The organism is Carboxylicivirga fragile (assembly GCF_050589805.1).
In the GTDB taxonomy this organism is placed as follows: Bacteria; Bacteroidota; Bacteroidia; order Bacteroidales; family Marinilabiliaceae; genus Carboxylicivirga; species Carboxylicivirga fragile.
Genome location: NZ_JBNGOY010000014.1, coordinates 38,099 through 62,361 on the forward strand (window position 1 = coordinate 38,099; position 24,263 = coordinate 62,361).

Consider the following 24,263-nt stretch of genomic DNA (forward strand, 5'->3'; position numbering starts at 1 on the left):
CTTCTTATTTGCTTCCAAGGTAATCAGCAATACCATCTTGTGTAGCTGTTAAACCTTTATCTCCTTTATGCCAATCAGCAGGACACACCTCTCCATTCTCTTCGAAAAACTGAAGTGCATCAACAATACGGATTGCCTCTTCAATGCTACGACCTAAAGGCATGTCATTCACAACCTGATGACGAACAGTTCCTTCTTTATCGATAAGGAAAAGACCACGATAAGCCATAGGTGTACCATTAAATACAGTTTGACCATCTTCGTTCATGTCGTACTCACCAGCTAATACATCATAGTTTTCAGAGATAGTTTTGCTGTTATCAGCTACCAATGGGTATTTTACACCTTTAATTCCACCATCTTTTGGTTCTGTCTGTAACCACTTCCAGTGAGAAAATTCTGAATCAACAGAAACACCAACAACTTGTACATCGCGGCTTTCAAACTCAGCAATCTTGTCCTGAAACGCTATAATTTCAGTTGGACAAACAAATGTAAAATCTGCAGGATAGAAATAAAGAATTACATTCTTTTTACCTACATACTGGTCTAAAGAAAAGTTTTCAATAATCTCACCGCCATTAACAACAGCACTTGCACTAAAAGTAGGAGCTTTCTTTCCAACTAATACAGCCATAATTCTATTTTTTAAAACGTTAAATAATTTCTAATTAAACTACCTAATAAAGCAGCTTCAAATCAAACAAACCAAGCATACACTTGTTCACGAATTACGACTATTTTTTTGCAACTAATTCCGAGATACGAACAATAACTTCTGCAGCCTTTATCATACTCTGCACAGGCACAAATTCAAATCGCCCGTGAAAGTTGTGTCCACCAGCAAAAATATTGGGTGTTGGCAAGTTCATGTATGATAAACGAGCTCCGTCAGTTCCACCCCTGATAGGTTTGACAATTGGTTTGATGCCTAAATCTTCCATAGCCTTTTTAGCTACATCTACAATATGCATAACTGGCTCTACCTTCTCACGCATATTGTAATATTGATCCTTCATTTCTATTACAGCAGTTCCTTCACCATATTCAGAGTTAATTTTCCGAATCAGATGTTCCATTTCAGTTTTTCGATCTTCAAAACGATCACGTTTAAAATCACGAATAATGTACATCATTTCTGTTTTCTCAACATCGCCATTAAAAGACATTAGGTGATAGAAACCTTCGTAACCATCGGTATGCTCCGGCGTTTCATGTCGCGGCAACATGTTCATTATTTGATTGGCAATACGAATTGAATTACGCATTTTATGCTTGGCATATCCTGGATGAACCATTCGTCCATTCACAGTTACTTTTGCATAGGCAGCATTAAAATTTTCATATTCCAGTTCGCCAATCTCAGAACCATCAAGTGTATATGCGAATTCAGCTCCAAATTTCTCAACATTAAAATGATCCGCTCCTGCACCAATTTCTTCATCAGGTGTAAAGCAAATTCTAATTTTACCATGCTTAACCTCAGGATGCTTTATCAAGTATTCCATAGCAGTCACAATCTCAGCAACTCCAGCCTTATCATCAGCACCTAATAATGTTGTGCCGTCGGTTACGACTAGATCCTGTCCCTTGTAATTCTCTACTTCAGGAAAATCCGCCGTAGTAAGTATTATTTTCTCCTGCGCATTAAGCTCAATGTCACCACCTTGATAATTATTAATCACCCGTGGTTTAACATGTTTACCACTAAAATCAGGACTGGTATCCATATGTGCGATAAAACCAATTACAGGCACATCGTAATCAACTGTAGCAGGCAACATAGCCATTACATAACCGTTCTCATCCACCTCAACATCCGATAAACCAATCTCTTTTAGCTCCTCAACCAATGCATGTGCAAATTGCATTTGCCCTGGTGTTGATGGGGTAAGACCAGTATCAGTATCCGATTGAGTATCTATTTTAACGTAGCCTAAAAAGCGTTCTAATAATTGTTCCATATTTTGAAAGCTAATAGCTATTAGCTAATGGCCAATAGCGTTTTATTTATAACTTTTTAAATTTCTAAATAATAATATTACTACCTATTGCGATACATCATCTGCATTATAAACAAAACCGAGTCGTTTACCAGTGCGCATCTGCGAATTCATCATTTCATCATTCATCTGCAACATCGAAATAAGTTTAACATCATCGTATGGTGGTACCAATAAATCAAACTCAAGCGCATATAAAACAGCCGTCTCAACAATTTGTTGCCACTTATCAGGAGATAATATTGATGTGCCGAAATCTTTAATACCTGTTCCATGTTGTCGCTTCCCTTCTACAAAGTAATGTCCCTCACGATTTACAAAAACACGAGCTATTAAATAACCAATATCATTCATACGATTATAGCGAAAGGAATCGTGCAGGAAGTTGTAAATATTAATAACCCCACAATACGAATTAGCTACATTACCTTTTACATATTCACTCTTCCAAACTTCATGCTCGCGGTCAAATTCAAAGGTATTAGTATGCATATGGAAAACTAAAACATCGCCAGCTACCTTCAACTGAGCCACATATTCTCCTTTGTCCTGAAATCGCAGTTGTATTCGTTTATCTTGATTCTCAATTTGTAAATTATATTCGTCAACAACCTTTACAAGTACTTCTTTCAGGTTCTCGAAATATTTTCGTGTAGATGCATAAACATCTTGCTTAATTACTGCCTTGGTATTCAATAGCTGAACTATACCCTTTTTTATTAATTCACTTTTGCTCATAAACGTTTTATTTAATTGCTTTTACCAAACAAATGGTTCCAATTACAATAGTTAAAGTAAATCTATGCAATAAATAAAGTCAAAAAAAGGGAAATCAAATATGATTTCCCTTAGTATATTAAAATTTATAATCCTCTTAATAGGAGCGTGCAAACATAACACGTTTTTTAGATGGCTTACCTGTAACCATACAAACGCCTTCTTCATCCGGTTGATCCAAAGGTATACAACGTATCGTCGCCTTCGTTTCATCCTTGATGCGCTTTTCTGTTTCTTCTGTGCCATCCCAATGAGCAAAAATAAAGCCTGGTTTATCATCCAATGCCTTCTTAAACTCATCGTAAGAATCAACAGAGCAAGTACTTTCTGCACGGAAACCAAGAGCCTTTTGGTAAATATTTGCCTGAATTTGTTCCAATAAATCCGCAATGTGATTATCAATTCCATCAAGCGCAACAACCTCTTTAGTCAAGTTATCGCGACGCGCCACTTCAACAGTTCCATTCTCCAAATCGCGAGGACCAATTCCTAAACGAACTGGAACACCCTTTAATTCATACTCGGCAAATTTCCAGCCTGGCTTTCTGTTATCACTAAAATCAAACTTCACATCAATACCACGCAATCTTAATTTAGCTTTGATATCTTCAGCTACTACCTTAATTTTTTCCAATTCTTCATCTTTACGATAAATAGGAACGATAACCACTTGGTAAGGCGCCAATTTAGGAGGCAATACCAAACCTTTATCATCGGAGTGAGCCATAATTAAGGCACCCATCAAACGAGTAGAAACACCCCATGATGTAGCCCAAACATAATCCTCTTTTCCTTCCTTATTGGCAAACTTAACATCAAAAGCTTTGGCAAAGTTCTGACCTAAAAAGTGAGACGTTCCAGACTGAAGTGCTTTACCATCCTGCATTAATGCCTCAATGGTATAGGTTTCTAATGCCCCAGCAAATCGTTCACTGGCCGTCTTGAGACCTTTAATAACAGGCACACCCATAAACTTTTCAGCAAAATCGGCATAAACATTAATCATTGTTTCTGTTTCCTCAATGGCTTCTTGCTTTGTTGAATGAGCCGTGTGCCCTTCTTGCCAAAGAAATTCAGCCGTGCGAAGAAATAAACGGGTACGCATTTCCCAACGAACAACATTAGCCCATTGATTACACTTAATTGGTAAATCGCGATAGGATTGAATCCAATTTTTATAGGTATTCCATATTATGGTTTCAGAAGTAGGTCGAACAATTAATTCTTCCTCCAACTTGGCCTCCGGATCAACAACCACACCATCCCCATTAGGGTCATTCATTAATCGATAATGAGTTACAACAGCACATTCTTTAGCAAAACCTTCAACATGGGCTGCTTCTTTACTAAAAAATGATTTTGGAATAAATAAGGGGAAATAAGCATTTTCGTGACCAGTATCTTTGAACATACGGTCTAGTTCAGCCTGCATTTTTTCCCAAATAGCATAGCCATAGGGCTTAATCACCATACATCCACGCACTGCTGAATTCTCAGCTAAATCTGCTTTTATCACAAGGTCGTTGTACCATTGCGAATAACTTTCACTCCTCGGCGTTAATACTTTTGCCATATCTTTATCCTTATTTTATTCCTACATTGTATAAGAGGCACAAAATAACAAAATTTCAAGCGAAATATTAGGCTGTTAGCATCGTTTTTTTAATATTGCTCAGGTATTAAATTGTACGATTGGCAGAGTGCATTTTAAATAAATGGTAAAATTTTTAACTTTTTTTGCATTTTTTAAGATTATGGTACGATACTTGCTTGTTTTTAAGTGCAATTATGCCAGTTCAATTTTGGAGGAATCATTATGAAACTTAGATCGCTTTTAAGCCTGCTCGCTTTATCATTATTAGCTGCCTGTAGCTCTACTCAATGGACAGACAGCAGTTATTACGAAGACGACATTTATTATCGTCCGCAAAGTTCTCCCATGACTGTTTCTGATGACTATATCCCGGTTAAGGAAGATAAAGAAGTTAAGAAACAGGATAAGAAAGATTTCAATGAACTAACAAGAGATTATCAAAAAACTGAGTTTGCACAAGAAGATAATCGCAATTTCTCCCAAATACAAAATGAGTATCTGACTCTTTTAAGCAACGACAGTATCCAGGAAACCGATTCATTGGTTTATTACAACGAAGAAACCGGTTATTGGGTAAATGGTTTCCAAGGCGGACAAATGGACCAGGATTATGCTGAACGTATGATTCGTTTCCATGGACCATTCAACGGTATTCCTTATTGGTCGCCTCTTTATAATGACATGGTTTATTTCAACAATTGGGATTGGAATGTTTATGTAGATGGCAACTATGCCTATGCATTTCCATCATGGACAAGCCCCATGTACAATAACTATCGGTTTAATTATGGATACCACAATCCATGGAGATGGGGCTATGGCGGCTACTATGATCCATGGTATGGGTATGGCTACGGACACAGTCATTGGTATAGTTGTGGTTATTGGCCAGGGTATCACCACGGCTATTACAACGGATGGAATAATGGCTACTACTATGGTGGTGGTGGCGGTTACTACCCTGGAGGAAGTGGTACTATTGCACAAGAAAGAAATTATAGACCTCGAGGAGGGCAAGCAACTTCTGTTAGGCCAGGAGGTAGTTCCGTATCAAGCGGACGTTCAGATTACATAAAAACTAAAACCTTTATAAACAAAGACCCTTACACTGTTGGCAACACTAGAGTATCATACAATGAACAAAATAAACGAACTGTAACTGATACAAATTCAGGAAGAACGTATTCATACTCAAACCGTCAAAACCCGAACACAAAATCAACTTCAACAAACAAACAAAATAGCTCGACCAGAGCTACTCGCAGAAGTTATACTGGCAACCAAACTACACGATCAAGTTCAGGAACCTCTACTAGCAGAAGCACCAACTCCTCAAATAGAAGATCAAGTTCTTATACACGACCAAGTTCCAATAACCGAACCAGTAATGTTAATAGAAATACTTCAACAAGAAGTACCAACAGAACATATTCTGGCAACTCAAATAGAAGCAATTACAGCAACAACAAAAGCTCAACAACTCGTAGCTCCTATTCTCCTTCGCGAAGCTCAAATAGCAATTCCAGAAGCTCCTACTCACCATCTCGTTCTTCTGGTAGCAGTAGTCGAAGTTACTCAGGTAGTTCTAGCAGTTCAGGTAGCAGAAGTTCTTCGGGAAGTAGTGGATCTTCAAGCAGAAGTAGTGGTGGGTCCAGCAGAAGCAGTGGAGGTAGACGTTAAAAGTAAACATCAAACCTTAAATTAGATTGAAATGAAAAAAATAATAACTACAATTTTCACAATTGCAGTCATAACTTGTATTGCCCAAGCTCAAAGTTTAGACGATGCAATTCGATTCAACCAAAATGAACTCACGGGCACCGCCAGATCAATGGGAATGGCAAACGCATTTGGTGCCTTAGGTGGGGATTTAAGCGCCTTAAGCATTAACCCTGCAGGCATTGCTGTTTATAGAACATCAGAATTTGCAATAACACCATCCATTTCGCTCAACCAAAACAAAGCAACATACCAAGGGATTAAGTCATCAGAAGACAACTATTCTTTCCCTTTGAATCAGATTGGTTTTGTAACCACTTATCGCCCATTGAGAGAAAAAGAAAAGGGAATAATAAGTACGCACTTTGGATTTACCTATAATAGAACAGCAGACTTTAATTTTAAATCCAACATGCAAATTGGAACAGGTATTAAAGATGGACTCTATGACGATAACGGACAACATACAGATGTTAGAACTCTTTTAAGTGTTATTCGAAACGAAGCACATGGCTATTACGATGCGAGTGGCAACTTTATTCCTCGCAACGCATATCCTGATCAATTGAATGGAAGAGCAGGCCTAGCATATGATACATACTTAATGGATCCGGTTTTCGATGATGGAACTATCTACTATAGTCAATACGAAGATGTAATCGATTACGATGATGGAACCAGTGAAATCTATTACCGCAACGCAAATGGAATTAATCAAAAAAACATAATTGATCAAAGCGGTTATGCAGGTGAATATGGCATAACCTTTGGAGCCAATGTTAGCCATATTTTGATGCTTGGAGCATCTTTAAATTTTCAATCATTTCGCTTTGAGCAAAAAGAAAGTTTTCGCGAAATAAATACCAATAGCTTCAATCCAAGTGGTCCAAAGGATTTAGATTATTTTGATGCCTATGGCTTACTTACTCAAAAAGGATTTGGCATCAACGGTAAATTTGGAGCTATTCTAAACCTTAACCCTTTGCGCCTTGGCGTATCTATTCATACACCTTCTTTTATGGAAATTAAAGATGAATACTATCAAGGTATCGAAAGTTATTTAGTTAATCGCGATAACCATCATGCTAAAACAGATATTGACGAATTCACTTATAATTACCGCACCCCCTATAAGGTAGAAGCAAGTGCTGCATTAATATTAAGCAAATTTGCACTACTATCATTCGACTATGAAATGACAGATCATACAAGCTCAAAAATGACTTCTAAAGATGGTTACCAAACCTATTTTGATGCAATTAACGACGACATTTCGAATCAAATGAAAATTGCACATAACATGAGAGCTGGAATTGAGATCAAACCCTTACCATATTTAGCAGTAAGATTAGGTGCTGCCTACTTTGACTCTTATATAAAAAAGGAATTTGTTGACATTGAACCCACCCAATGGATGGCAACAGGCGGTATTGGAATAAGAAACAAAAACTTCTTTTTTGATGTTGCTTACGCTCTTAAAACTAATGAGAGCAACTACTATCTTAACACAAGTCAAAACGCAGTTCTGGAAGGCCTCTCCTTTAATGAACCTATAGAATTGTCGAATAGAAAGCACCAAGCAGCTTTTACCTTTGGTTGGAAGTTCTAAATAAAATACGGATGGCATCTTTTTCCTAAACATAGAAATAAAGATGCCATCCTTAAATATTATTAATAAGGCCACTTTTTTCAAAAAAAGTATCTTTTAAATAATCATTCCTGCAGCAACCGTTTCATTGGTTCCTTCATCAACCAAAATAACACTTCCTGTAAAACGATTACGGTTATAAGAATCGAAAAACAAAGGCTTGGTTGAACGGAGCTTAACACGTGCAATATCGTTCATACCAACCGACTTATCCTCCTCGTTTTTTTCCAAGGTATTGATATTCATCTTATACTTGACCTCGGTAATCATACAGCGTGCATCTGATGAAGTGTGGCGAATAACGTATTTACCGCGTGGCACCAAAGCACGTTCGTTAAACCAACAAATCATCAATTCAATATCCTGACTATTTTGAGGAGCTCTTCCGTTATTTGTCTTAACGATCATATCGCCACGACTAATATCAATGTCATCTTCAAGAGTAATTGAAACCGATTGAGGAGCAAAACCAACTTCCATCGACTCATTCATCATATCAATGGACTTAACCTTAGAAGCAAATCCACTAGGCAATACTGTTACTTCATCACCTAGTTTGATATCTCCGCTAGATACACGACCGGCGTACCCACGATAATCAGGCCATTCTGCCGATTGTGGACGAATAACGTATTGAACAGGAAAACGGAAATCTTCGTGATTGATATCGCTACTGATGTGGATATTCTCCAATAAATACATCAAGGTTGGCCCATCGTACCACGACATTGGTTCCGAACGATCTACAACGTTATCTCCATTTAATGCACTAATTGGCACAAAACGAATATCTTTAACCGACAACTTTGAAGAAACGGCATCAATATCAGCCTTAATTTGCTCATATCGTTCTTGACTATACTCAACCAAGTCCATTTTATTGATACAAAAGATAACGTGAGGTATCTGAAGTAAGGAAGCAATAAAAGCATGACGTAAAGTCTGCTCTAAAACTCCATGACGTGCATCTACTAATATAAGTGCTACATTGGCAGTACTAGCGCCAGTAACCATATTACGAGTATACTGAATGTGCCCCGGCGTATCTGCAATTATAAACTTTCGTTTGGGTGTTGCGAAATAACGATAAGCCACATCAATGGTAATACCTTGCTCACGTTCCGATCGCAGACCGTCTGTTAACAAAGCTAAATTCACATCCTCATGACCAGAACGCTCACTTGCACGTTCAATGGCCTCCATCTGATCCTCAAATATTGCTTTACTATCGTATAATAACCTACCAATCAAAGTGCTTTTACCATCATCAACACTACCTGCAGTAGTGAATCGTAAAAGCTCCATATCAAGATATCCTGATTCTTTTCCGGACATATTATTTAATTTTTTCAGATTTTACAAGATGATTTAAAAATAGCCTTCGCGCTTGCGATCTTCCATAGCAGATTCTGAACGTTTATCATCCGCTCTGCCTCCACGCTCTGTTGTACGTGTTGACGCAACTTCATGGATAATATCTTCTAATGAATTAGCCGTTGAAAGTGTAAGACCCGTGCAAGTAACATCACCAATGGTACGACAGCGCACATCAAGCTCTTTTACCTCTTCGGTATCTTTCAATTGCATAAATGGCAATTTGGCCAACCAAACACCATCCCGATTAAACACCTCGCGCTTATGAGTAAAATACAAACTTGGCAAGTCAATCTGTTCCATATAAATGTATTGCCACACATCCATCTCAGTCCAGTTACTTATCGGGAAAACACGAAAATGCTCACCCATATTTTTACGACCGTTAAAGATATTCCATAACTCAGGTCGTTGATTTTTTGGATCCCATTGTCCAAACTCATCACGGTGTGAAAAGAATCTTTCCTTAGCACGTGCTTTTTCTTCATCGCGACGACCACCACCCATGGCAGCATCAAACTTGCGACTTTCTATGGCATCCAATAAAGTAGTTGTCTGCAGTTTATTACGACTGGCATTAACACCCTTCTCTTCCACAACTCTACCTTCGTTAATTGAATCCTGAACCAAAGCAACAATACATTTAGTCCCGGTCTCCTCCATTGTTCTATCGCGATATTCAATAGCTTCCGGGAAATTATGCCCCGTATCGATATGCATTAATGGAAATGGAACCTTTGCAGGCCAAAACGCCTTACGCGCTAAATGAAACATCACAATTGAGTCTTTTCCTCCTGAAAATAGCATGACAGGATTTTCAAACTGAGCCGCAACCTCCCTAATAACGAAGATTGATTCAGCTTCTAACTCTTTAAGGTGATTTATCCGGTATTTATCCATGATAAGATTAATTTTTCCTACTTTTTTACTAGAATGTGTTTAAAACACAAACGTCGTTTGTTTAAAACGACGCCAAATTTAATTAATTAAGTACGATTCCAAAAATTTAAACGCTTTGATTTACAGGAAATAATCCCTATAAAAAAAGGGTGCTTTACACACCCTTTTTAATTAGCTAGTATAAATCTTCTATTTCATTCTGATCAAAACTCTTATTATATTGAGTCATAGCCCTAAGACTCATACCCATATTCGAAAAACCACCATCATGGAAAAGATTTTGCATGGTTACTTTCTTAGTCAAATCAGAGAACATGGTTAAACAATAGTTAGCACAATCATCTGCATCAGCATTACCAAGCGGCGACATACGATCAGAAAAGTCAATTAGGCCATCAATGCCTTTTACTCCACTACCTGCCGTTGTTATGGTTGGCGACTGTGAAACTGTGTTTACACGTACTTTGCGCTCACGTCCATAAATATAACCGAAACTTCTGGCTATCGACTCAAGTAATGCTTTCGCATCTGCCATATCGTTATATCCATACAATGTACGTTGTGCAGCAACATAACTTAAACCTAAAACAGAGCCCCACTCACTGATAGCGTCCATTTTAAAAGCTACTTGTAACATTTTATGGAAAGATATAGCTGAGATATCCAGAGTCTTATTCAAATAATTGTAATCCAAATCGTGATATACACGTTTTTTACGAACGTTTAAGGACATTCCAATTGAGTGGAGAACAAAATCTACTTTTCCACCTAAAATTTCCTGTGATTTAGAAAAAACCTCTTCCAGATCAGATACCTTAGTCGCATCAGCTGGAATAATTTCAGCATTACACTTTTTACCCAGATCAATCACTTCACCCATACGGCAAGCAACTGGAGTATTAGATAATGTGAATTGAGCACCTTCTTCGTGAGCGCGTTCAGCGATTTTCCATGCAATAGACATGTCGTTGAGTGCTCCGAATATAATACCCCTTTTTCCTTTTAAAAGATCAAATCCCATATCATTTTATTTTTGAGCGCACAAATATAGACTATATGTTGTACAGCACAAGTTACAATTTCAATTATTTTAAAGTAATCTGATAATAAAAAACAATTAAACTGATAAAAAGTTCTTCAATTTAGTCAGCTAATATCAATTATTCAATAGCATACGTGCATTTTCGAGGGCTACATCAGTTAAATTCGCACCACTTAACATCTTTGCCACTTCCACCACACGTTCTTCCTTTGATAGTTTCTTAATTTGAGAAATAGTTTTATCCTCACTGTCTGTTTTGAATACCTTAAAGTGCTCACTACCCTTAACAGTAATCTGAGGTAAATGAGTGATACTCACCACTTGCATATTCCGTGCCATTTCTGACATGATGACTCCCATCTGATCTGCCACTTCACCCGAAACACCTGTGTCGATTTCGTCAAATATGATGGTAGGTAATCCTTTTGCCGATGACAACAATGCCTTAATGCTAAGCATCACACGCGACATTTCACCTCCCGATGCTACTTTATTAATAGAAGATGGTGTTCCATTTTTATTTGCAGCAAATAAGAATTCAATACTATCCATTCCATGCAAAGTGAAACTTTTTGTTGCTTCGTTTTTAATAACAAAATTAGCATGTGGCATACCTAATTCTATCAGGTGTTTCTCGATAGTTTGTTTAACCTGATCGAAAACAGCAAGTCTAGATTTCGTTAGCTCTTTACCAATCTTAGTAAGTTGGTCTGATAATTTTTCTAAATCGGTCTGTAACAATTTCAGCTCTTCATCGAAAAAATTCAACTTATTAATTTTAGTTTGTAACTGACCATGTAAATCTATTAATGCTTCAACCGAATCAACATGGTGCTTCTTTTGCAAACTATAAATTAAATCTAACCTTTCCTGAGTTGTATGTATGGCCACTGGGTCGTATTCTAAATCTTCAACCCTAGTTTCCAAATCGTCTGATAAATCCTTTAAATCAATATATGATGAATTAATACGTTGAGCTAATTCATCGCCATCATTCAGATACTGTTGTATCGTATTAATCGCATTTAAGGACGCACGAAGTGACTCAAGCACTCCATTCGATTCGTCAGCGAGACCGCCAACAACGATGGAAAGCGAAGTTTTTATTTCCTCAACGTGCGAAAGTTCTTTAAGCCTCTCTTCCAATTCATTTTGCTCGTCAAGCTTTAGGTTTGCTTCCTCAAGCTGATCGAACTGAAATTGCATATAATCTAAATCATCCTTTTGACGATTATTCTCCGCAACAATTTCTTCAATTCTCTTATTTAATGTCAGATACTCATTATAAATTTTCTGATAATCCTCCAACAATGATCTATTGCTGGCCACACTATCGATCACCAAGCGGTGAAATCCATTGTCGTCAAGTAATAAATTCTGATGCTGCGAATGCACATCAATTAACGACGCTCCAATCGTCTTTAGAAAGGCCAAATTAACCGGTGTATCATTAACAAAGGCCCTCGATTTACCAGATGGAAGAATCTCGCGCCGTATTATTGTTAATGACTCATAATCCACATCATGCTCCTTAAATGTAGCTTCTAAACCATATTGCTCAACAGAAAATTCTCCTTCAACTACACATTTCTGATCGCGATCCAACAAAGCACTTAAATCACTTCGTTGACCAAGAATTAAAGCTAAGGCTCCAAGCAACACTGATTTACCAGCTCCGGTTTCGCCAGTAATAACAGTTAATCCGGCATCAAAATTAATTTCGATTCGATCAATTAATGCATAATTCGAAATGGAAAGTGACTTTAACATTGTCTTATTTAGCAGTTAATATTTTTTCGTACTTCTTATTATTCGAAGGATCTACTTCATTCAAAACTTCAACAGCTCTACCTTTTTCCATTGAAAACGATTCTTCAAATATTTTAACCAACTCATCCGATTTTGCTGTGAAGAAAACTTGCATGTAAAACGATCCAGGCCTTTGACGTTGAACTTTACGTAACTGCTCCAAACCCTTTAAGATTGAAGCCCGTCCATCTTCTACCTTATCGCTCATCACATCCAAACCTATTCTGTGATAGCTGTACATGCATTGTCGCAATGGACGGTGATACTCATTTAAAATATTCTCAACCAACCAATAACGGTTACGCTGACTTTCAAACGATTTCCATCCTGCTTGTACTGCGTTTTGCGCACGACTCACAATCTGTTCTGCTTGCTGAAAATAAGGAGTGCCTCCACTCGGCTGATACGAATCATAATCCATTCCTAAAATAATGAAAGCATAATAAGCCAGAACACCCACCAAATTTGAATCAAAATTATTGGGATTGTAAATTAACGACTCGAACTCTACATACTTAAAATGTAAATCAACATCCTGGTGATTAAATAATACCGAGTGATAGGCCGAATTATAGATCGGTCGTCTAGCCTGTATCTGAATTGAGCCCTTAAACTCATCTATGGAAATTTGTTCAGCAATATTGATAAGAATATTACAATCAATGCGCTCCTCAGGCTTAAACACATCACTCGTCCATTTCTGATTGTTCATAAACTCCATTATTTCTTTCTGGAGGGTTTCAAACACCTTTTTATTTGTTCCTTGTATACTTGGCGAAACCACCTGAACAGCACACTGAAACTCCTGTGCAGAAAGCATGGTACTAATGTTTAAAAACAAAACAAAAATGGCAATTCTCATAAGAATAATTTTCAGTATTTATTTAGAGTTTAGCAAGGTCTGAATTTCATTAACAATATCAACAGCAACCTCAACCTTAGACTTCAACGCGAAATCTTTGGTATTATTTTGCTTGTCGACGATACTAATTTTATTCGTATCCACATTAAAGCCAGCGCCATCATCCTCCAAGGTATTTAAAACAATCATATCAAGCTGCTTGCTTTCTAACTTTTTCTTGGCATTATTAACGGCATCATTCGTTTCCAGAGCGAAACCAACGACAAGCTGATTGTCTTTCTTCTTATGCCCTAAATCCTTTGCTATATCAACGGTTGACTCTAACTCAATATTCAAATCCTTATTGACACGTTTAATTTTTATTTGCGCCTTTGTCACCGGCGTATAATCAGCAACTGCAGCCGACATAACAGCCACATCCACATTAGGAAAAACCGGGCTACAAGCATTGTACATCTCAGAAGCAGAAACCACGTTCACCCTATTAATATTGGGATGATCAACACTCAAAGACGTTGGCCCACTTACCAAGGTAACTATCGCCCCACGTTGAGCAAATTCATGCGCGATGGCATACCCCATTTTTCCGGATGAATAATTGCCTATAAATCTCACTGGATCAATCTTTTCGTGTGTAGGCCCAGCCGTAACCAAAACAGACTTTCCTTCAAAATCAGATTTCTGGTTCGCCGTAAAATAAGCATTTAATGAATCAACAATTTCTTCGGGCTCTGCCATTCGACCTTTACCAACTAAACCACTAGCCAATTCACCCGAATTGGGCTCAATCATATAGTTGCCATACGATCGCAATGTTTCCATATTTCGAACTGTCGATGGATGCTGGTACATATCCAAATCCATTGTTGGAGCAATAAACACAGGACATCGTGCTGAAAGATAGGTTGTAATTAAGAGATTATCTGCAACCCCATTGGCCATTTTCCCCATCGTATTAGCCGTAGCAGGTGCTACTATCATGGCATCGGCCCAAAGTCCATTATCAACATGACTGTTCCAATCTCCATTTTCAGGATTAAAGAAATCAACTAAAATAGGTCGTTTTGATAAAGTAGCTAAGGTTAAGGGCGTAATAAACTCTTTCGCCAACTTGGTCATTATAACCTGTACTTCTGCTCCTTGCTTCACCAAAAGACGAATCAAATGCGCAGTTTTGTAGGCAGCAATACCACCCGAGACACCTAGAATAAACTTTTTTCCTTTTAGCATACCGTAAAATAAAAAAAGATAAAGGAAAATAGTTCATCATCCTTTATCTTTTTATAAGTATAATATTCTAACGATGATTCACAATTACCCTTAGGCAATCATTACATCCGTGATCTTACTCTGCTTCTTCTGCATCAGGATTACGGTGATAAACACCACCTTCAACAAATTCTTGAGTCGCAATGCAAACAGATTTCGGCAAACGCTCATAGAAACGAGAAATCTCAATTTGCTCACGATTTTCAAATACCTCTTCTAAGTTATCGGTATATGAAGCAAATTCTTGAAGTTTACTATTCAACTCTTCCTTCATCTCAGCACTAATCTGATTAGCACGTTTACCTATAACTACCAGCGATTCATATAAATTACCAGTTGACTCAGATAATTCATTCTTATCCCAAGTAACGGTAGAAACTGGTGCATTCGTTTTTTTGTAGTCGATTGACATATCTTAACTATTTATTTTTCTGCAACATCATAACCTTTCAGCATCGATTCTGAATTACTCAAAATACGATCTGCTCTTTTTCTATATTTCCCTTCAGAAAATTCATTGATAAAAGAATAATACTCATCAATAGCATCTCTGATTCTTTCTTCCTTTTTTTCTTCAACACTTTTTTCAGCTTGAATATATTTTGATTCTAAAATCAAAAACGACAATTCTTCACGATACTTGGTATCTGGAAAATCTTTCAAACTGTTTTCAGCAGCAATCACCGCTGATTTATAATTATTACCTAAGTAGTCGCCCAAATCATAATACAGCTTTGCACTTAGGTACGACTTATATACCAATTTATCACGAAGCTCATCCATCAGACGAGTTGACTCTTCAACCCTTGCACTTTCAGGATACATATTAATAAACAACTGAAATTCTTGTATTGCTTGCTCAGTTGTAGTTTGATCCAATCGAGGTTTTGGCGATTGATTATAATACGTATATGCACTCATAAACAAACACTCCTCAGCCCTTGGACTTGCCGGAAAATTCTTTGCAAATTCGCGATAATAATGTCCTGAATTAATATTGTCGTGTAAACCATATAAACAGTTAGCATAGATGTAATTTATATCTTCAGCCTTGTCCGTTCCTCGGTAAATATTCATTAGAGGCCCCAATAAGGATGCAGCACGAGTATAGTCCTCTTTCTCGTAGTATTTAACACCTTCGGTATACCACGTCTCATAATCCTGACTCTTAAGCAACTTTTGATAATTACTACATCCGGTATTTAAAAGAGTAGTAAAAACAACCACCAAAATCACTAAGTACTTAATTCTCATATGATTTATTTACAATATCGTCCATTAATAAACCTTAAAGCCTATTCAAAGACTTTAAAACATCGTGCAAAGATATGCTTTACTTTAAAACCTCACAAGCCCTAAATTAATATATACTGCATAAATCAAGTTGTTTCAGATTAAACTTTATTTAGTAACACAATCGACTATCACTCTAATAATCAACAAACATAGATGATTGCACCATGCATTACTTTGTAATTTTTAACTTGTTTTTTTCATAAGACTACTAAAAACATTACATTTGCCACGAATTTTTAAAGCTCAATATAGTGGACATTTTCGACAAGATAAAAGAACACATGGGCCCTTTGGGTCAATACGGTAAAGAAGCTCACGGTTATTTCATGTTTCCAAAATTGGAAGGTGAGATTAGTCCAAAGATGAAGTTTCGTGGGAAAGAAGTTCTTACCTGGAGTTTAAATAACTACCTGGGATTAGCCAATCATCCTGATGTAAGAAAAGCAGATGCAGATGCAGCTGCAGAATTTGGAATGGCCTACCCAATGGGCGCTCGCATGATGTCGGGACACACCAGCAAACACGAAGAACTGGAGGCTAAATTAGCTGAATTTGTAGGTCACGAAGACTCGTACTTGCTCAATTTTGGTTACCAGGGAATGGTATCAATTATCGACACTTTAGTAACTCGAAATGATGTAATAGTGTATGATTCAGAATCGCACGCTTGTATCATGGACGGTATCTTTTTACATAAAGCAAAAGGTGGTAAAAGTTTTGTATTTGCCCATAACGATATGGCTAAATGCGAGAAAATGCTTGAGTTTGCTACCAAACGCGTAAAAGACACGAAAGGTGGTATCCTTTTAATTACCGAAGGTGTATTTGGCATGGCCGGTGATCTTGGTAATCTAAAAGACATCGTAAAGCTTAAAGAAAAATATAACTTCCGCATTTTAGTTGATGATGCACATGGTTTTGGTACGATGGGTAAAACTGGTGCTGGAGTTGCTGAACACTTTGATGTGACTGATCAGATTGACGTACACTTTAGTACTTTTGCCAAATCGATGGCAGGTATTGGTGGATTTGTTGCAGGTACTGAAGAAGTTGTTAGCTACTTACGTTACAATTTACGTTCACAGATATTCGCAAAATCACTACCAATGCCTATGGTATACGGTGCATTGAAAAGGTTAGAGATGTTGCGTGAACAACCAGAACACAAAGAGAATCTTTGGAAGGTTGTTAATGCGCTTCAATCAGGACTTAAAGCTGCGGGCTTCAACTTAGGAGAAACAGAATCTCCTGTTACCCCGGTTTTCCTCGAAGGAAATGTACCTGAAGCAACACAAATCACAATGGATTTGCGCGAAAACTACAACATCTTCTGTTCTATTGTAGTTTACCCTGTTATTCCAAAAGATCAGATAATGCTTCGTATTATACCAACAGCTGTTCATACAATCGAAGACGTTGAATATACGATCAAAGCATTCTCGGAAGTACAAGAAAAATTAAAAGATGGCAAATACAAAGCGGATAAAATCGCAAGCGTATTGTAATGTCTTTATAGATATAGAACAAAGGCCAATTCGTATGAATTGGCCTTTGTTATTGATGAGCAATCCATAACAAGACGCAACACTCTTATTACTTGTCTTGTTATATTCCATTAAAACAAGCTATTCTTTAACTTTAGAAAAAGATACGGAATGAAAAATGATCCTTTTGGAAAAGCAGCACTCGATTATCTTTCGGGTAAAAAAGATAATCAGATACTAGTAAAGTCAGACATTGCAGAAGATGATTTTATTCCGGTCAACTACCTCTTTCGATCATTTCATCAAATGCCCGATATTGAGCAAAAAGCATTGATGCTATGCAAAGGCAGAGTGTTAGATATTGGTGCTGGTGTTGGCTCCCATGCCTTATACCTTCAAAATAAAGGATTAGCTGTTGATTGCATCGACACATCAATAGGCTGCAAACAAGCAGCATTGCAGCGTGGTGTTAAGAACTATGTTACAAGTGATTTTTTCGAGTTTGAATCAGAAAATAAATACGATACCTTGCTGCTCATGATGAATGGTATAGGTTTAGCTAAAACCATTGATGAATTACCAACATTCTTCGCTCAGGTTAAAAAACTGCTAGCTTCAGGTGGGCAAATAATATTAGATAGCTCTGACCTGCGCTACCTATTTATGGATGAAGATTCGGACATAATTCCATCTGACGAAGAGTACTACGGTGAGGTTAGCTACTCAATGAGCTACGAAGATCAAAAAAGCGACCAATTTAAATGGCTTTTTATTGATGCTGCATTGTTGTCGCAAGAAGCCTATAAAAATGGTTTCTCCTTTGAAAAAATAGCCGATGGCCCTCATTACGACTACCTTGCACGACTGCAACTTTTATAGTCGTTTGTCGTATAAACATTTCAAACACTTATTACTTTATTATCGAACAACTTAAGTCATCAAATATTTCCAAATTGTGGTTTTATGTTTAAAATCAAAATAGTATCTTTCGTTTTGATATTTAAACCAATGCCCTTTAAAACGATCATGATGAAACATATTTATAATATTTTTACTATAGCATTACTATTTCTCTTTTCTGGGCATTTAAGTGGGCAATCATATACAACGGGGTTTCCTCTAGCCTCAGGAATTACTGAAAGTGAAACAACGATAACTTCTAATATCACAAACACGAGTGGGAATATATATTACACAAAATTTGTCGTATTAGAATCAGATGCCACAAAACCATCTCTAATTCAAGTATATCAAGGACTCGGTGGAGATGGTCTTCCGGTTCCATCAGATCATACCAAAACCATCAGCATACCGAGTCAAGATACGGACTACAGCTTGGATGCAACGAATTTAAATCCTTCGACAAGCTATATCGCTTATTGTATTTCGTACTACATGTCTGGCTTTACGCCAACCCCCATTGAATCGACCATCCCCACCGAAGTTCCTTTCACCACTCTAAATGCTACCGCCCAATATACAGTTGGGTATCCATTGGCAAGTGCTATCTCTGAAAATTCGGCCGACATAGTCACCAACTTAACCAATACAGGCGGGACGCAACACTATACCAGAGTTGTAGTTCTCGAAAGCTCTGAATCAGCTCCTGATCTAAGCCAAGTCTTCAATGGACAAGACAGCAATGGACAAGCTGTAGGAAGCGATTACTATAAAGAAATTTCGGTAACCAATGCGGATACTGATTATGCGAGCACCATAAGTAACCTTGCTTCAAATACAGATTACACTGCATATTGCGTATCGTTTTATTACGATGGTTTCACTCCTTCGTTGATTGAACAAACTGTTCCAACAGAGGAAACTTTCACAACTTTAGTTGCAATAGCCGATTACACAAGTGGCTTTCCAAGTGCGGATAATATTACCGACAATCAGGTAAGTATAAACACCAGTTTAGCCAACTCCAGTGGCACTGTCTACTACACAAAATTCGTAGTGATTCCAGCAACTGCAAATGCCCCAACTTTACAACAGGTTTATCAAGGTAGAGATGGAGATAATAACATTGTCGATTCGGAACAAAGTAAAACTATTACTGTCTCTAATTCTGACACGCAATATAGCATAGATGCAACTGCATTATCGGGCTCAACTGACTACATTGCATACTGTATTACCTATTACATCGATGGTTTTACGCCAACTCCGATTGAGACTAGCATACCTACTGAGGTGCCTTTTACTACGCTAAATGCTACCGCTGAGTATACACTTGGATATCCATTGGCTAGTGCCATCTCTGAGAATTCAGCCGATTTAATAGTCAATCTAACAAATACAGGAGGAATGCAATATTACACCAGAATTGTTATTCTCGAAAGTACAGAAACAGCTCCTGACCTAAGTCAAGTCTTCAATGGACAAGACAGCAATGGACAAGCCGTTGGAAGCGATTACTTCAAAGAAATTTCGGTAATCAATGCTGACACCGACTATGCTAGCGCGATTAGTAACCTTGCTTCAAATACAGGTTACACGGCATATTGTGTATCCTTTTATTACGATGGATTCACTCCTTCGCTAATTGAACAAACAGTGCCAACGGAAGCGACTTTCACAACACAAGTTGCTATTGCGGATTATACTATTGGTTTTCCCAATGCTGATAATATAACCGACAATCAGGTAAGTATTAATTCCAGTTTAACCAACACTGATGGCACAATATATTATACAAAATTTGTTATCATTCCAGCAAGTGCCAACGCACCAACTTTACAGCAAGTTTATCAAGGAAGAGATGGAGATAATAACATTGTTGCTTCTGAACAAAGCAAAACAATGACCATCTCAAGTTCTGACACCCAATTCAGCATTGATGCGACGGCGCTGACAGGCTCTACTGATTACATTGCCTATTGCATATCCTATTATATCAATGGTTTTACCCCAACACCAGTCGAGTCTAGTATCCCTACTGAAGTACCTTTTACAACTATAGATGCTACTGCAGAATATACTGTTGGATACCCATTGGCCAATTCTATTACTGAAAATTCGGCTAACCTAATCACCAACTTAACAAATACAGGTGGAAAACAACATTACACTAGAATTGTTATCCTTGAAAGCTCAGAACCAGCACCTGATCTTAGTCAAGTCTTCAATGGACAAGACAGCAATGGACAAGCTGTTGGAAGCGATTACTTTAAAGAAATTTCGGTGACCAATGCGGACACTGATTATGCTAGTGCAGTTAGTAACCTTACTGCAAGTACAGATTACACGGCATATTGCGTATCCTTTTACTACAATGGCTTCAATCCTTCATTGATTGAACAAACGGTGCCAACGGAAGTAAGCTTCACAACCTTAATGGCGAGCGCCTCATACAATATTGGCTACCCTAACACATCAAACGTAACCGATACGCAAGCAACCATAAACACAAACGTAACAAACACTAATAGTAATGTTTTTTATACCAAATTTGTTGTGCTCTTGTCAAGTGAACCTGCTCCTTCTTTACTGCAAGTATTCCAGGGGCTTGATGGAAATAATCAAAGTGTTCCGATAGAACGTAGCAAATCAATAACCGTAAATAATCAAGATACGGAGTATAGTATAAACACAACCGATTTAACTCCTTCTTCAGATTATATCGCATATTGTATTTCGTATTACTTTGAAGATCTTACTCCTGTTTTAATCGAAGAAACGATTCCTACTGAATTATCATTCACAACGCAAGGATCAATTCCAATCACCACCTTCACCCCTGCCGATGGCACTTTTAATGTTAGTATACTATCCAACGTTGAAGTATCATATGACCAAGCTATTCGTTTCATTGGTGGAACAGAGATCACTGATGCTAATGTAGCAACATTAATAACTCTTGAATCAGGTGGTAGCCCGATACCTTTTAGTGCAACTATTAATGCAGGCAAAACGCTCATTACAATAACACCTAGTTCAAACTTACCCGCATTCTCATACATCGATGTAACAATTCTCCCAGTAGAAAACAACATTGGAACAGCACAAGGCAGCGTTCAAACTTGCCAATTCAGAACAGACCAATACAATATTTGGGATGGTTCTGAGTCCAATGATTTTGGTGATGATTTTAATTGGGTAGGCGATAATTTTACCAATGGCATTAGTGTTCTAATTCCTGTTACGGCAAACAATCCAACCATTACATCAGTACACACCACTAACAATGTTAACATTGAAGCTGGAGCGGAACTTATTATAGCAATAGGAGGCGAACTAATACTGGAAGGAACATTAGAGTTGGCTTCGTCTAATACAGAAGCCTTAGGTAATGCCACATTTATTAATCGAGGCACAATTACTGAAATGCCAGGTTCAAACATGGTGGCTTTACAGCAAATATCGACTGAATCTTACGATTATTTTATTGCATCACCTGTGTCAGGTGCTACACCTCAAAATACGGGAGTTAATGGTAGTGTTTATCGTCGTGATGCCAGCAATGCTACATGGCTTACTTTAGGTAGTACGGAGGCAATGATTGCTGGCGTTGGTTATTCTGCCTGGAGCACAAGTGGCACAACATTAAGTTTCAGTGGTAGCTTTAATAGTGCTGCTTCATATAACTTCAGTACAGTGCGCACAATTACACCCGACAACTATGGATGGAACCTTGCAGGTAATCCTTATCCCTGTGCCATAGACTGGGACAATGCAGGTATTGTAAAAACGAACATGAACAATCATTTTTATGTACTTCGCAATGAATCCGGCCAATATGGGACTTACAATGGAGATCTTGGAGCAGGTACTAATGTTAGACCGACTAATCCGAGTCATATTCCATCTATGCATTCGTTTTGGACGCAAGTAACCATAGGGCAGAGTTCAGGTTTACTTACCATACCCGAAGGAGCTCGAGTTAGTTCAAACTATACTTATTTGAAAAATGTAAAGTCTGATACCGAAGCTAAATCCATTCGTTTCAAAGGTGATAATAGCGGAAATTTAGATGAATTATTAGTTGCATTCCATTCTTCAGCTTTTGATAGTTATGACATATATGACTCTGAAAAACGCTTTGCCTCATATAACGACGAATTACTTGAACTATTTACAGTTAATGAAGGTAAATCTTTAACAATCGACACCTACAATACTATAGGCGATGGTATCGCAATTAACTTGGGATATAAATGTAAAAACGCAGGTACATACGACATCATCATAAGTGATTTGAAAGGCTTTGATAAGGATGTTGTTGTAAAAATTGAAGATACTTCTGATAATAATGCACCTATCGAAGAGCTAATACCAAATATACCTTTCACTTTTACAACTACAAGTGGTGGCATCAATAAAACGCGATTTGTTTTACATATTTCTGAACAAGAGGCAACCAATATAAATACTGGCCAACTTTCAGAGACTGTCAACATTTACAATTCAAATAATAACATATTTATTGATCTACCAGAATTAACAGAACCACTTTTTGAAATGTATGACCTTTCTGGTAGGTTAATTGATAATCAAAGATTACAATCAGGTACTTTAAATACGATAAACAGTACTTTTAATGGATTAGTTATCGTAAAAATTACTTCTAAAGAAGGAGTAATTTCACGTAAGTTAAATTTAAAATAATATCTTTGGCACTAATAATTATGAACAAAGTTACGAAACGCCAATATATTAGCCCAAAACTGGAAGTGCATCAAATAGATAATGAGATTTCTCTTATCTTGATGACAAGCGAAACGGATCCTCCTGACCCACCTCGACGTGGTGCAGCTCAGGAAGAAAACCCTTTCGAATCAAATCCATTTGAGGAAACAAAATAAAAAAAAGGAGGCCAGTGGCCTCCTTTTCAATTTATCATAGGGATAATAATTACATGGTAACGTTCCAGCTATCTTCCAAATTGTTTTTCCAATCGCCAAAGCTTTCTTTCCCACCACGTACTTTCCAATCAGAGTCGATGGTTAATTTCGAACTAATTCCGCCACGAGGATTACATACCATTGTGATACGTACTCTTTCCGGATCATACACTTCCATTACATGATCGTAGAAAACATTGATTAAACGCTCATACGAAACGGTGATATTACGTAAGTGGTGTACGTATTCCTTTAACGATTTTAATTCAATAATACGTTTCTTAGGATAGAAAGTAATGTATACGTCTGCAAAATCGGGTTGATTTTTTACTCCTAAAAAAGTAAACTCAGGTATTTTAACCTTTATTTCATACGCCTCTCCACTTGGGTTTGGCAAAGACTTCAAGATCGACGCGTCAATCTCTTTGTAAGTCAGTACTTTTTGTTCCATTAATAAAATTATTTGGTTATATGTTTTGCTAATAGCTCGCTAAATTACGCAATTTTTATCAACCATTAATTGATACCAATTAAATCATATTAAATAGTTATCTCACAAATTACTTGCATCTATTTCACCAGCTCAAATAATAACCCTTCATTTATAATGATTGTTTAAAACCTATTCAGATTATTTTAATTA

At 37.4% G+C, this 24,263-nt stretch carries 19 protein-coding genes; 6 read left to right on the forward strand and 13 right to left on the reverse strand.

What is annotated here, in order from left to right:
- Nucleotides 1-4: 4 nt before the first annotated feature.
- The 4 genes from ACRD7B_RS07985 to proS all read right to left on the reverse strand — a co-directional run bounded on the left by ACRD7B_RS07985 (nucleotide 5) and on the right by proS (nucleotide 4,353).
- Nucleotides 5-637 (reverse strand): peroxiredoxin, encoded by a 633-nt coding sequence (locus ACRD7B_RS07985; protein ID WP_430823979.1) that lies wholly within the window; start codon nucleotides 635-637, stop codon nucleotides 5-7.
- Between the two features lie 100 nt (nucleotides 638-737).
- The gene (gene pepT, locus ACRD7B_RS07990; protein WP_430823980.1) at nucleotides 738-1,964 is read right to left on the reverse strand and encodes a peptidase T; all 1,227 of its coding nucleotides are present in this window, start codon (nucleotides 1,962-1,964) and stop codon (nucleotides 738-740) included.
- An 84-nt stretch (nucleotides 1,965-2,048) separates the two neighbouring features.
- Nucleotides 2,049-2,741: a hypothetical protein gene (locus ACRD7B_RS07995; RefSeq protein ID WP_430823981.1), complete on the reverse strand. Its 693-nt coding sequence runs from the start codon at nucleotides 2,739-2,741 to the stop codon at nucleotides 2,049-2,051.
- 136 nt (nucleotides 2,742-2,877) lie between these two features.
- Nucleotides 2,878-4,353 (reverse strand): proline--tRNA ligase, encoded by a 1,476-nt coding sequence (gene proS / locus ACRD7B_RS08000; protein ID WP_430823982.1) that lies wholly within the window; start codon nucleotides 4,351-4,353, stop codon nucleotides 2,878-2,880.
- A gap of 243 nt (nucleotides 4,354-4,596) precedes the next feature.
- Here proS and ACRD7B_RS08005 point away from each other — a divergent pair, with 243 nt between their 5' ends.
- Nucleotides 4,597-6,054 carry a hypothetical protein gene (locus tag ACRD7B_RS08005; protein ID WP_430823983.1) on the forward strand — a complete coding sequence of 486 codons (1,458 nt, stop codon included), beginning with the start codon at nucleotides 4,597-4,599 and terminating at the stop codon, nucleotides 6,052-6,054.
- Between the two features lie 31 nt (nucleotides 6,055-6,085).
- Complete coding sequence (locus ACRD7B_RS08010) at nucleotides 6,086-7,702, forward strand: OmpP1/FadL family transporter (RefSeq protein ID WP_430823984.1); 1,617 nt, start codon at nucleotides 6,086-6,088, stop codon at nucleotides 7,700-7,702.
- A gap of 96 nt (nucleotides 7,703-7,798) precedes the next feature.
- On the opposite strand, the gene ACRD7B_RS08015 is transcribed toward ACRD7B_RS08010, so the two are convergent.
- The 8 genes from ACRD7B_RS08015 to ACRD7B_RS08050 all read right to left on the reverse strand — a co-directional run bounded on the left by ACRD7B_RS08015 (nucleotide 7,799) and on the right by ACRD7B_RS08050 (nucleotide 16,251).
- Nucleotides 7,799-9,076, reverse strand: a complete 1,278-nt coding sequence (locus ACRD7B_RS08015; RefSeq protein WP_430823985.1) for a sulfate adenylyltransferase subunit 1 — start codon at nucleotides 9,074-9,076, stop codon at nucleotides 7,799-7,801.
- A 33-nt stretch (nucleotides 9,077-9,109) separates the two neighbouring features.
- Complete coding sequence (gene cysD / locus ACRD7B_RS08020) at nucleotides 9,110-10,015, reverse strand: sulfate adenylyltransferase subunit CysD (protein WP_430823986.1); 906 nt, start codon at nucleotides 10,013-10,015, stop codon at nucleotides 9,110-9,112.
- Nucleotides 10,016-10,190: 175 nt separating this feature from the next.
- A complete protein-coding gene (locus ACRD7B_RS08025) occupies nucleotides 10,191-11,036 on the reverse strand; it encodes an enoyl-ACP reductase FabI (protein ID WP_430823987.1) in 846 nt (281 codons plus the stop codon).
- A 135-nt stretch (nucleotides 11,037-11,171) separates the two neighbouring features.
- Nucleotides 11,172-12,827, reverse strand: a complete 1,656-nt coding sequence (gene recN / locus ACRD7B_RS08030) for a DNA repair protein RecN (protein ID WP_430823988.1) — start codon at nucleotides 12,825-12,827, stop codon at nucleotides 11,172-11,174.
- 4 nt (nucleotides 12,828-12,831) lie between these two features.
- Nucleotides 12,832-13,728: a type IX secretion system protein PorD gene (gene porD, locus ACRD7B_RS08035; protein ID WP_430823989.1), complete on the reverse strand. Its 897-nt coding sequence runs from the start codon at nucleotides 13,726-13,728 to the stop codon at nucleotides 12,832-12,834.
- 18 nt (nucleotides 13,729-13,746) lie between these two features.
- Nucleotides 13,747-14,958, reverse strand: a complete 1,212-nt coding sequence (coaBC, locus tag ACRD7B_RS08040; protein WP_430823990.1) for a bifunctional phosphopantothenoylcysteine decarboxylase/phosphopantothenate--cysteine ligase CoaBC — start codon at nucleotides 14,956-14,958, stop codon at nucleotides 13,747-13,749.
- A gap of 115 nt (nucleotides 14,959-15,073) precedes the next feature.
- Complete coding sequence (locus ACRD7B_RS08045; protein WP_430823991.1) at nucleotides 15,074-15,409, reverse strand: DNA-directed RNA polymerase subunit omega; 336 nt, start codon at nucleotides 15,407-15,409, stop codon at nucleotides 15,074-15,076.
- An 11-nt stretch (nucleotides 15,410-15,420) separates the two neighbouring features.
- Nucleotides 15,421-16,251, reverse strand: a complete 831-nt coding sequence (locus ACRD7B_RS08050; protein WP_430823992.1) for an outer membrane protein assembly factor BamD — start codon at nucleotides 16,249-16,251, stop codon at nucleotides 15,421-15,423.
- Between the two features lie 293 nt (nucleotides 16,252-16,544).
- Between ACRD7B_RS08050 and ACRD7B_RS08055 the strand changes: the two genes are divergently transcribed.
- From ACRD7B_RS08055 to ACRD7B_RS08070, 4 genes are all read left to right on the forward strand, one after another.
- Nucleotides 16,545-17,798 (forward strand): aminotransferase class I/II-fold pyridoxal phosphate-dependent enzyme, encoded by a 1,254-nt coding sequence (locus tag ACRD7B_RS08055; protein WP_430823993.1) that lies wholly within the window; start codon nucleotides 16,545-16,547, stop codon nucleotides 17,796-17,798.
- Between the two features lie 150 nt (nucleotides 17,799-17,948).
- Entirely contained in the window at nucleotides 17,949-18,656 is a 708-nt protein-coding gene (locus tag ACRD7B_RS08060) for a class I SAM-dependent methyltransferase (RefSeq protein ID WP_430823994.1), read from the forward strand.
- A 147-nt stretch (nucleotides 18,657-18,803) separates the two neighbouring features.
- Nucleotides 18,804-23,384, forward strand: coding sequence for a hypothetical protein (locus ACRD7B_RS08065; protein ID WP_430823995.1), 4,581 nt, complete (start codon nucleotides 18,804-18,806; stop codon nucleotides 23,382-23,384).
- A gap of 20 nt (nucleotides 23,385-23,404) precedes the next feature.
- On the forward strand, nucleotides 23,405-23,581 hold the full coding sequence (locus ACRD7B_RS08070) for a hypothetical protein (protein ID WP_430823996.1): 177 nt from the start codon (nucleotides 23,405-23,407) through the stop codon (nucleotides 23,579-23,581).
- A 49-nt stretch (nucleotides 23,582-23,630) separates the two neighbouring features.
- On the opposite strand, the gene ACRD7B_RS08075 is transcribed toward ACRD7B_RS08070, so the two are convergent.
- Nucleotides 23,631-24,071: a preQ(1) synthase gene (locus tag ACRD7B_RS08075; protein WP_430823997.1), complete on the reverse strand. Its 441-nt coding sequence runs from the start codon at nucleotides 24,069-24,071 to the stop codon at nucleotides 23,631-23,633.
- Nucleotides 24,072-24,263 lie beyond the last annotated feature (192 nt).

Excerpts from the sequence above, each read along its gene's own strand:
- cysD (WP_430823986.1), bottom strand. The coding sequence starts at position 10,015 with ATGGATAAATACCGGATAAATCACCTTAAAGAGTTAGAAGCTGAATCA.
- ACRD7B_RS08010 (WP_430823984.1), top strand. The coding sequence starts at position 6,086 with ATGAAAAAAATAATAACTACAATTTTCACAATTGCAGTCATAACTTGT.
- coaBC (WP_430823990.1), bottom strand. The coding sequence starts at position 14,958 with ATGCTAAAAGGAAAAAAGTTTATTCTAGGTGTCTCGGGTGGTATTGCT.
- pepT (WP_430823980.1), bottom strand. The coding sequence starts at position 1,964 with ATGGAACAATTATTAGAACGCTTTTTAGGCTACGTTAAAATAGATACT.
- ACRD7B_RS08025 (WP_430823987.1), bottom strand. The coding sequence starts at position 11,036 with ATGGGATTTGATCTTTTAAAAGGAAAAAGGGGTATTATATTCGGAGCA.
- ACRD7B_RS07985 (WP_430823979.1), bottom strand. The coding sequence starts at position 637 with ATGGCTGTATTAGTTGGAAAGAAAGCTCCTACTTTTAGTGCAAGTGCT.
- proS (WP_430823982.1), bottom strand. The coding sequence starts at position 4,353 with ATGGCAAAAGTATTAACGCCGAGGAGTGAAAGTTATTCGCAATGGTAC.
- ACRD7B_RS08070 (WP_430823996.1), top strand. The coding sequence starts at position 23,405 with ATGAACAAAGTTACGAAACGCCAATATATTAGCCCAAAACTGGAAGTG.
- ACRD7B_RS08065 (WP_430823995.1), top strand. The coding sequence starts at position 18,804 with ATGATGAAACATATTTATAATATTTTTACTATAGCATTACTATTTCTC.
- porD (WP_430823989.1), bottom strand. The coding sequence starts at position 13,728 with ATGAGAATTGCCATTTTTGTTTTGTTTTTAAACATTAGTACCATGCTT.
- ACRD7B_RS08005 (WP_430823983.1), top strand. The coding sequence starts at position 4,597 with ATGAAACTTAGATCGCTTTTAAGCCTGCTCGCTTTATCATTATTAGCT.
- ACRD7B_RS08045 (WP_430823991.1), bottom strand. The coding sequence starts at position 15,409 with ATGTCAATCGACTACAAAAAAACGAATGCACCAGTTTCTACCGTTACT.
- recN (WP_430823988.1), bottom strand. The coding sequence starts at position 12,827 with ATGTTAAAGTCACTTTCCATTTCGAATTATGCATTAATTGATCGAATC.
- ACRD7B_RS07995 (WP_430823981.1), bottom strand. The coding sequence starts at position 2,741 with ATGAGCAAAAGTGAATTAATAAAAAAGGGTATAGTTCAGCTATTGAAT.
- ACRD7B_RS08075 (WP_430823997.1), bottom strand. The coding sequence starts at position 24,071 with ATGGAACAAAAAGTACTGACTTACAAAGAGATTGACGCGTCGATCTTG.
- ACRD7B_RS08050 (WP_430823992.1), bottom strand. The coding sequence starts at position 16,251 with ATGAGAATTAAGTACTTAGTGATTTTGGTGGTTGTTTTTACTACTCTT.
- ACRD7B_RS08060 (WP_430823994.1), top strand. The coding sequence starts at position 17,949 with ATGAAAAATGATCCTTTTGGAAAAGCAGCACTCGATTATCTTTCGGGT.
- ACRD7B_RS08015 (WP_430823985.1), bottom strand. The coding sequence starts at position 9,076 with ATGTCCGGAAAAGAATCAGGATATCTTGATATGGAGCTTTTACGATTC.